This window comes from Brasilonema bromeliae SPC951, assembly GCF_012912135.1.
GTDB classification, from domain to species: Bacteria; Cyanobacteriota; Cyanobacteriia; order Cyanobacteriales; family Nostocaceae; genus Brasilonema; species Brasilonema bromeliae.
Genome location: NZ_QMEB01000284.1, coordinates 1 through 7,593 on the forward strand (window position 1 = coordinate 1; position 7,593 = coordinate 7,593).

Annotated in this window: 11 protein-coding genes; 6 read left to right on the forward strand and 5 right to left on the reverse strand. The window is 42.9% G+C overall.

The features are described from left to right. The first annotated feature begins 205 nt into the window (after positions 1–205). Genes DP116_RS25450 through DP116_RS25465 form a run of 4 tightly spaced genes read left to right on the forward strand, consistent with a single transcriptional unit; the run spans position 206 to position 1,536 of the window. Positions 206–430 carry a ribbon-helix-helix domain-containing protein gene (locus tag DP116_RS25450; protein ID WP_169157804.1) on the forward strand — a complete coding sequence of 75 codons (225 nt, stop codon included), beginning with the start codon at positions 206–208 and terminating at the stop codon, positions 428–430. After that, on the forward strand, positions 417–755 hold the full coding sequence (locus DP116_RS25455; protein ID WP_169157805.1) for a type II toxin-antitoxin system PemK/MazF family toxin: 339 nt from the start codon (positions 417–419) through the stop codon (positions 753–755). The genes DP116_RS25450 and DP116_RS25455 overlap by 14 nt, the downstream gene beginning before the upstream one ends. Positions 756–807: 52 nt before the next feature. Next, positions 808–1,074 carry a hypothetical protein gene (locus DP116_RS25460; RefSeq protein WP_169157806.1) on the forward strand — a complete coding sequence of 89 codons (267 nt, stop codon included), beginning with the start codon at positions 808–810 and terminating at the stop codon, positions 1,072–1,074. A gap of 9 nt (positions 1,075–1,083) precedes the next feature. Further along, positions 1,084–1,536: an HNH endonuclease gene (locus tag DP116_RS25465; RefSeq protein WP_169157807.1), complete on the forward strand. Its 453-nt coding sequence runs from the start codon at positions 1,084–1,086 to the stop codon at positions 1,534–1,536. A 129-nt stretch (positions 1,537–1,665) separates the two neighbouring features. Here the strand turns inward: DP116_RS25465 and DP116_RS25470 are convergent, their stop codons facing one another. The 3 genes from DP116_RS25470 to queA form a co-directional block, all read right to left on the reverse strand. Then, entirely contained in the window at positions 1,666–2,589 is a 924-nt protein-coding gene (locus DP116_RS25470) for a homogentisate phytyltransferase (protein WP_169157808.1), read from the reverse strand. 58 nt (positions 2,590–2,647) lie between these two features. After that, complete coding sequence (locus DP116_RS25475) at positions 2,648–3,490, reverse strand: methyltransferase domain-containing protein (RefSeq protein ID WP_169157809.1); 843 nt, start codon at positions 3,488–3,490, stop codon at positions 2,648–2,650. Positions 3,491–4,012: 522 nt separating this feature from the next. After that, positions 4,013–5,209: a tRNA preQ1(34) S-adenosylmethionine ribosyltransferase-isomerase QueA gene (gene queA / locus DP116_RS25480; RefSeq protein ID WP_169157810.1), complete on the reverse strand. Its 1,197-nt coding sequence runs from the start codon at positions 5,207–5,209 to the stop codon at positions 4,013–4,015. A gap of 236 nt (positions 5,210–5,445) precedes the next feature. Between queA and DP116_RS25485 the strand changes: the two genes are divergently transcribed. Beyond that, positions 5,446–5,835 carry a hypothetical protein gene (locus tag DP116_RS25485; RefSeq protein ID WP_169157811.1) on the forward strand — a complete coding sequence of 130 codons (390 nt, stop codon included), beginning with the start codon at positions 5,446–5,448 and terminating at the stop codon, positions 5,833–5,835. Positions 5,836–5,873: 38 nt separating this feature from the next. Here the strand turns inward: DP116_RS25485 and DP116_RS25490 are convergent, their stop codons facing one another. Next, positions 5,874–6,437 carry a YraN family protein gene (locus DP116_RS25490; RefSeq protein ID WP_169157812.1) on the reverse strand — a complete coding sequence of 188 codons (564 nt, stop codon included), beginning with the start codon at positions 6,435–6,437 and terminating at the stop codon, positions 5,874–5,876. A gap of 14 nt (positions 6,438–6,451) precedes the next feature. Here DP116_RS25490 and DP116_RS25495 point away from each other — a divergent pair, with 14 nt between their 5' ends. After that, positions 6,452–6,967 (forward strand): pentapeptide repeat-containing protein, encoded by a 516-nt coding sequence (locus DP116_RS25495; RefSeq protein WP_169157813.1) that lies wholly within the window; start codon positions 6,452–6,454, stop codon positions 6,965–6,967. A 39-nt stretch (positions 6,968–7,006) separates the two neighbouring features. Here DP116_RS25495 and DP116_RS25500 read toward each other — a convergent pair whose 3' ends face one another. Further along, positions 7,007–7,423 (reverse strand): MerR family DNA-binding protein, encoded by a 417-nt coding sequence (locus DP116_RS25500; RefSeq protein ID WP_169157814.1) that lies wholly within the window; start codon positions 7,421–7,423, stop codon positions 7,007–7,009. Positions 7,424–7,593 lie beyond the last annotated feature (170 nt).

Consider the following 7,593-nt stretch of genomic DNA (forward strand, 5'->3'; position numbering starts at 1 on the left):
CATTGGGATGCTCCCGGGAGGGAGGGAGTGAGGGAAGGAAGGAGGAGTCACTTTTGGCGATCGCGTGGAGGAATCATTTTTGGCGTTAAGCTAGCTGCGCCTCCGGCGATCGCGCACACGAATCATTTTTGGCGATGCTCCCAAACGGTTTGAGATTAAGCTACTCTATTAGTAGGAATAATTTTTACTACTAATCAGTAGGAATATGAATGTCGAAAAACTATCCATTTCCTTGCCACCATCTTTAGTGGAGTTTATCGAAAATTACAAACTTAATAAAGGACGCAAGTCTCGTTCTCAAGTGATTGAAGAAGCATTAGAATTGCTGCGAAACCGAGAACTAGAGGAAGCTTACCGAGAAGCATCTGCTGAAGTTGACAGCGATTGGGATGTAACAGTAGCAGATGGTTTGACAGATGAAACGTGGTGATATTTATTATGCAAACCTTAGTCCTGCGGTGGGTTCAGAAATGGATAAACGCCGTCCAGTGCTAATAGTAAGTAATGATGCAAATAATCGTGCTGCTACCACAGTGACAATTTTACCAATCACTTCTAATGTTACCCGTGTTTATCCGTTTGAGGTTTTGCTCAATCCAGAGGATAGTGGTTTAACAAAGCCTTCTAAAGTACAGGCACAGCAAGTGCGAACAATTTCCAAGCAGCGAATTATTGGCGAAGTGTATGGTAGTTTAAATGAAGAAATGATGGTATTAATTGATGCTGCATTGAAATTGCATTTGGGATTGGGTTGAGATATGACTATAAACAAGAGCGATCGCTATTAGAAAGACGAAAACTACGACAATGTTACTCCCACCAAAATTACAAAACTTGCCCCATAGTCTCCCAATTGAAGGTGCAGTTCGCATCGAATTAGTTGAGGGAATTCCTATCTTTCGAGCTTCTAGCACTGTACAAAATCGTATTGAAGAACTCTTGACAAAACAACACATTTCTCCACTGACTTCGGATGAAGAACACGAACTCGACCTTTACGAAGAAATTGACGATTACTTAAGTTTTATTAATCGGACTGTTCGTAATGCTTTCTTGACACAAACGAGCGTCTGATTTTGATATATGTCAGCACGTCGTCAAATTCCCAAAGATATTCAAACCCTAGTACGCCAGCGTGCTAATTGCCTGTGTGAATATTGTCATGCTTCTGAGCAATGGCAGTATGTAGAATTTACGATTGAGCATATTATCCCATTAACTAAAAACGGAGCAGATGCAGTTGATAATTTGGCGCTAGCTTGCTTTCACTGTAACCGTCAAAAATCAAACAAAACGACAGCGGTTGATTCTGATTCAGGTGTTGAAGTACCTCTATTTAATCCCAGAATAGATATTTGGAGTGAGCATTTTATTTGGTCAGCAGATAAGCTATATATTATTGGTTTGACCCCTATTGGTAGAGCAACAGTAGCCGCCTTAGCATTGAACCGAGAACGAGTCATTAATATTCGTGCTGCAGACAAAATTATCGGAAGACATCCCCCAGTAGATGACTCAATTCAAGCACAAAATTGAAATAGCGAGACAAAAGCAAGTAGTGCCAAGACGTGTAGACGCGCAGTTCCAAAGGAGCCGCCCCAAGGGGGTGATACTCCCAGAGGGAGTCGCCCAAGGGGCGATCGCACATACCCTATCACCAAATCTTCAAGCCAAAAGACAAGCTATAGGGAAAATCAGATACTCCAAGAAAAACAATTTCCAGATGAACTGGTAAAAACGAGCAATTTCACTTTTCTCTTGCAAATCAACTTGTCTACTCCGCCACCACATCAAAACCAACGCCACAAGATGAGTCATCACCAAAAAAACAGAATTCACCTCAGCCAGCCGCAACACACCAACTAAAATCATCCCCAAATAGCAAACAGTAATCACCCAAAGAGCAAGATTAAAAACAGCTTGCTTACCAATTTGGAGAGTCAAAGTTTTGATATTGTAGAGTAAGTCACCTTCCATATCAGGGATGTCTTTGAAGATGGCGATCGCAAAAGTAAAAACCAAAACAAACACCGTCAACACCCATACCGCCGCTGTAACTGACGAACTCTGTTCAAACACCCAACTATAGTGCAAAAACAGTCCTAAATTTACAATCGCTCCGCGCACCGAAAAAATACACACCGCCGCCCAAAACGGAAATCTTTTCAAACGAATAGGTGGCAAAGAATAAGCAGTACCAATCGCCAAACTAATCGCCACCATTCCCAATAAAAACGGTCCTTGAAGCAACGCAACAACCAGCGCCAAAACACCAGTAACACCCACAATCAATCTGCCAGTCGTTAACGAAAACTCCCCAGCAGCAACAGGCAAATGAGGCTTATTAATCTTGTCAATCGCCACATCCTCAAGTTGATTCAGCCCCACAATATAGACATTGCCACACAAACAAGCAACCCATGCACCTAAAAGAGGAAATAAAGAATAATTGCGTTCGCTAACAGCAACAGCAATCAAATACAACCCCAACACACTCAAACTCGTCCCAATAATCGTATGCGGACGCGAAAACTTCCAAAAACTATAAAACCAATTCCCCTGAAACTGTCTTGAAGAAACCTGATCCATTCTCTTTTCTCCTCTTGGCGTTTTTGTCTTGGCGTTCTTGGCGTCTTGTTGCTAATCGTTACTTCTTCCCACACAACAACCCAAACCGAATCAACCCGCGTTCATAACCCCGACTCATCAGCCCCAAAGACAGCGCAGCTTGAATAGTACCCCAACCCGAACACAGCAAACCCCAAATCGCCATTGGAGAAAACGCCGAATCAATCACAACATCCCAAAAAGGAGCAACAGCCTTCGACCAATCAGCAGTCCGAATATTTTGTAACCCTAATTCACGAGCAATCACCTCATACTCAGGCAAAGATATCACATAAGGCAAACAGTACACCCGATAAATCTCTGCTAAGTGCTTCTCCTCATCCGCCGTCAGTAGTAAATTATCAACTGGTCGATGACACCAAGTCACCATAATCAACGTTCCACCAGGTTTGAGCACACGATAGCACTCTTGCAAGAACTTGCTCTTATCCGGCATATGCTCACCAGATTCTAGTGACCATACTAAATCAAAAGAGTTATCAGTAAAAGGCATTGCTTGAGCATCAGCCACTTGAAAATGACTTCTTGCACTCAACCCAAACTCAGAAGCGCGTTTTGTCGCTCTTGCAGCTTGTACTGGACTCAGAGTAATTCCTGTTGTTCTGGCATTAAATTTTCCTGCCAGATACAGAGAACTCCCACCAATTCCACAACCGACATCTAAAATATTCTCAGCTTGTTGGACTCCTGTCCACTTAATCACTTCTTCAATTAAATCAATTTGCGCCTGACGACGGTCTTTTTTCTGTGTACCATCAGCACCGTAGTAACCGTGGTGCATATGTTCGCCCCAAACCTGTTCCCACAGACTGGAAGAAGCATCGTAAAACTGCTGAATTTGCTGGTAAAGTGTTGGACTCATAATGGAAGCGATAATGAAAACATAAATAAACACATACAGTAGGCTACCATGTGTGTTTTTAATTAAATTAAGGTGTTTTTGCTTATGGCGGAAGACTACCATCTCTCTATAACTATGAAGCGTTATAGGCAATGGTTGTTATTGGCTGCAATAAGGATATTAATCGCCTACCTATTTGAAATCAGTTATCAGTTATCAGTTATCAGTGAGCCAGCGCTGCAGGAGGGTTTCCCGACAGAGGCGACTGGCGTAAGCGCAAGCGCACGCAATCATGCGTTAGCCGTAAGGCGTGCCGTAGGCATACGCGCAGCGTCTCCGTAGGAGATACGCGCAGCGTGTCGCTTTGCGACTCAGCGTCTCCGTTCGGCACGGGGCCGTGGCCGTACCCGCTAGGGCTCAGAAGATACCCGAAGGGTCATCAGTCATCAGTTATCAGTCATCAAGCAATTGATAACTGTTCACCCAATGGGAGAGCCAGTCGCCTGGGCGTGGGAAAACGCCGAATGCGCGCTTACTCACTGTTCACTGTTCCCTGTTCCCTGTTCCCTGTTCCCTATTCCCTGTTGTCGCTTCTGGCAAGATTAACATTGCATCACCAAAAGAATAAAAGCGATATTGAGATGATATGGCTTGCTGATATATATTTAACAAACGTTGCCGACCAATTAAAGCACTTACCAACATGAGCAAACTAGAACGTGGTAGGTGAAAATTGGTGATTAAACCCTCTACAACTCGCCATTGGTAGCCTGGGTAGATAAACAAATCGGTTTTGCCAGAAAATGGTTGCAACTCACCCTTGACTGCAGCTGCTTCTAATGCTCGTGCTACTGTTGTACCTACAGCAATAATTCGACCACCAGATGCTTGAGTTGCACGGATTTGCTCTACCGTGGAGGAAGGCACTGAAATCCATTCTTCATGCATTTTGTGGGTTTTTACATTCTCCACTTCCACTGGGCGAAATGTTCCTACGCCAACGTGTAATGTGACAAAAGCTTGATGAATTCCGCGATCGCTCAACCTCTCTAATAATTCTGGCGTAAAGTGAAGCCCAGCTGTCGGAGCTGCAACTGCTCCTGGAACTTTAGCATAAACTGTCTGATACTGTTCGCCAAGGGCATCAGATGCAGTGATGTAAGGTGGTAGAGGAAGTTCACCAAATACATCCAACAGGTGTACTAAAGATATCCCTTTTGGTAAATCAAATTGCAACAGACGCCCTCCAGTCGCCTCGTCTATTTCTAAGACTGTCGCAGTGAGGGAGGATGGGGAAGATGAGGAAGAATTGGTTTCTCCTCTTGCTTCAAAAATAATCTTCGCTCCCCGTGTGAAACGTTTTCCTGGCTTGACTAAGGCTAACCAACAATTATGCTGGCGTTCTTCTAACAACAATACTTCTATTTCCGCACCAGTAGATTTACGACCATGCAAGCGTGCTGGATAAACTTTAGTATTATTCATTACCAGTAAATCGCCTGGTTTGAGTTGTTCTGGCAAACTTCGGAAAATACAGTGTATAGGTTCTGCTTTTATACCTGTATTCCGGGAATTTACTACCAAAAGCTTGGAATGATCTCTGGGAACCACTGGGTTTTGGGCTATGAGTTCTTGAGGTAATTCATAGTCATACCCAGTTAGAGAACTATCTAATTCCAAGTCTTCCTTGTCAGGACTAGATGTTGGGTTAAAATTGGTTTTTGCTGGTTGTTGCTGCATTTATATTTCGACTGTCTGAAAACTTGTCTTGGCTTTTTTTTATAGAGAATTCCGTGATCCCCACTGAATTCTCCTTCTATAACTTTGTCATGAATGCAATTAGCTCACACGGAAACAACTGTATGAAAATTGGGTAAACCTCCCTATCTAAAAACGGGGGCTTTTACCCTAGCCAGCACTAGGGTCTTTATACGGATAATAAGAGTGTAGGATTGGCTTTGATCCCAAACACACCGATGGAATACTTGTATTACCTGGCAAATGCCAGTCTAACTCTAAGGGTTGTTCAATTTTTGCACGGTAAACCCCAAATACCTGTTTCGTTCGTCACCGTCATTCATCAGATTGATGGTTGGGTGGTTAGAGTCAAACTAAAACGTCACGTCTCACCTCAAGAAGATGGGGATATTCGGGCTTTCCTCAGTGAACTAGGAATTAGCTACGAACCAAAAATGCGAGTGCAAATGGCGTTTTGGAGTTTGGAAGCAGGACAGTGTCCAGTTGACGTGATGCGTCGCTACCAGGTAGCGATCGTCTCTCATGGTAACCCAGAAAAAGAAGAAATAGAGGCGTTCCGGCAACAGTTTGTCAGAGGTTTGGGCTATTGTCCAGAAACACTGGCGTGATGCCTTTGACTTACATAACCTGTTATATGTCAGTATAGTTAAGTATCAAAAGCTGCTGGAATATATTCTTCTAGCATCAACAAATATCCACCCACAGATACAGTGGTTATAGCTTCTTCAGAAATTGTAAGCGCAGCTAACCCTTGTGATATTTGTTGACAGTAGACAATAGCAACATCAAATTGACAAGGGTAGTCTGCCTTCTGAGGATATTTAGCTAAGAACATTAAAGACGTTTGTTGGAGTTTTGTTTGCTTCTGTTTTGTGATGGCGTTTCTTCCCCCAGCATCCCAATTATCTCGGCTGCGAGTTTTCACTTCCACAAACGCGAGTGTGGGAGATAAGGGAGTGAGGGAAGGCGAGAGTGAGGGAACAACAGTTGTTTCGTTCCCTGTGTTACTCTTTCCCTGTTGTAGTGCTTTTTCTCCTTGTTTCGTTGGCTGTTGCTGTCCATCATATTGGGCAATGATATCAATTTCTCCGTTACGGTAACGCCATCGACGGTGCAAAATGACCCAACCATTAGATTGTAACCATTCAGCTACCAGGTCTTCTCCTGCGATACCTATATCGAGATAATGATATGAAGAATGGTCTGCCATTGGCAAAAAGTACAATGAGTAAGTTAAGCAATCGAATTTGGGTAAGCACACTCAGTTTATTACTTTGGGTTGTCATTTGCATCACTGCATCTGTTGGTTTTGCAAGTTTTGCTCCAGAAGCTTTAGCACTTGACTACAATAAAGAAACTTTGATCGGGTCTGATTTCTCAGGACGTGACTTGACAGACTCCAGCTTTAATCAAACTAACCTCCGCAACAGTAACTTTAGTCACGCTAATTTGCGCGGCGTCAGTCTGTTTTCTGCAAAGCTGGAATCAGCAAATCTTGAAGCAGCTGACCTGACAAATGCTATTTTAGACTCAGCTCGTTTCACTAAGGCAAATTTGACAAATGCGGTGTTGGAGGGTGCTTCTGCTGCTAACGCCAGGTTTGATGGTGCTATTATTGACGGAGCAGATTTTACTGATGTGCTGCTGCGTAAATATGAGCAAGAGAAATTGTGCAAAGTCGCCCAAGGTACCAATCCAACCACAGGACACAACACGCGCGACACCTTATTTTGCCCGTAGCTTAAGCTACACCACCACCAAAAGCGTGAAATCTGTTATTCAATTGTTCTGAATTATGGGACAGATTGTATCTTGCGGCTTTGTTGATAAGCTGTTCCACCCGGACAGTAATCCTCTCAATTCCTCTCGCAAGGTTAATAACTGTTCAATTTGTTTATCAATTTCTAATATTTTATCTTTCAGCTTGTGATGAATTTGATCACAGGCTGGTTTTCCTCCATCATAAACTTGAAGAATTTCGCCGATTTCTTGCAAGCTTAAACCTAAGCTTTGAGCACATTTAATAAAAGAAAGACGAGTCAACACATCTGATGAAAACTGGCGAAATCCTCCTTCTGTTCGTCCGATAGACTGAATTAAACCCAAACTCTCGTAATAGCGAATTGTCCTAATAGGAACTCCACTCAAGGCAGTTACCTGACCAATTAAAAACAACTTTTTCTCTTGAATTAACACGGTAAAAGACCCTAAACTTACAGTTTTATCTCTCTTTTTAGATGTAAACTAACAAGCAAAAAAAACTTTCATAAGTAAGTCAACATTAAAAAATATATATTGCGATGGCAACGCCTGCCGCTTCATTTTTCATAGACAAGGATGGACAACCCTCCACAATGTCTACTCGT

What these genes read in the sequence shown, in the direction of transcription:
- DP116_RS25475 (WP_169157809.1), bottom strand. Translation starts at nt 3,490, where the DNA reads ATGAGTCCAACACTTTACCAGCAAATTCAGCAGTTTTACGATGCTTCT.
- DP116_RS25490 (WP_169157812.1), bottom strand. Translation starts at nt 6,437, where the DNA reads ATGGCAGACCATTCTTCATATCATTATCTCGATATAGGTATCGCAGGA.
- DP116_RS25465 (WP_169157807.1), top strand. Translation starts at nt 1,084, where the DNA reads ATGTCAGCACGTCGTCAAATTCCCAAAGATATTCAAACCCTAGTACGC.
- DP116_RS25485 (WP_169157811.1), top strand. Translation starts at nt 5,446, where the DNA reads ATGGAATACTTGTATTACCTGGCAAATGCCAGTCTAACTCTAAGGGTT.
- queA (WP_169157810.1), bottom strand. Translation starts at nt 5,209, where the DNA reads ATGCAGCAACAACCAGCAAAAACCAATTTTAACCCAACATCTAGTCCT.
- DP116_RS25495 (WP_169157813.1), top strand. Translation starts at nt 6,452, where the DNA reads ATGAGTAAGTTAAGCAATCGAATTTGGGTAAGCACACTCAGTTTATTA.
- DP116_RS25450 (WP_169157804.1), top strand. Translation starts at nt 206, where the DNA reads ATGAATGTCGAAAAACTATCCATTTCCTTGCCACCATCTTTAGTGGAG.
- DP116_RS25460 (WP_169157806.1), top strand. Translation starts at nt 808, where the DNA reads ATGTTACTCCCACCAAAATTACAAAACTTGCCCCATAGTCTCCCAATT.
- DP116_RS25455 (WP_169157805.1), top strand. Translation starts at nt 417, where the DNA reads ATGAAACGTGGTGATATTTATTATGCAAACCTTAGTCCTGCGGTGGGT.
- DP116_RS25470 (WP_169157808.1), bottom strand. Translation starts at nt 2,589, where the DNA reads ATGGATCAGGTTTCTTCAAGACAGTTTCAGGGGAATTGGTTTTATAGT.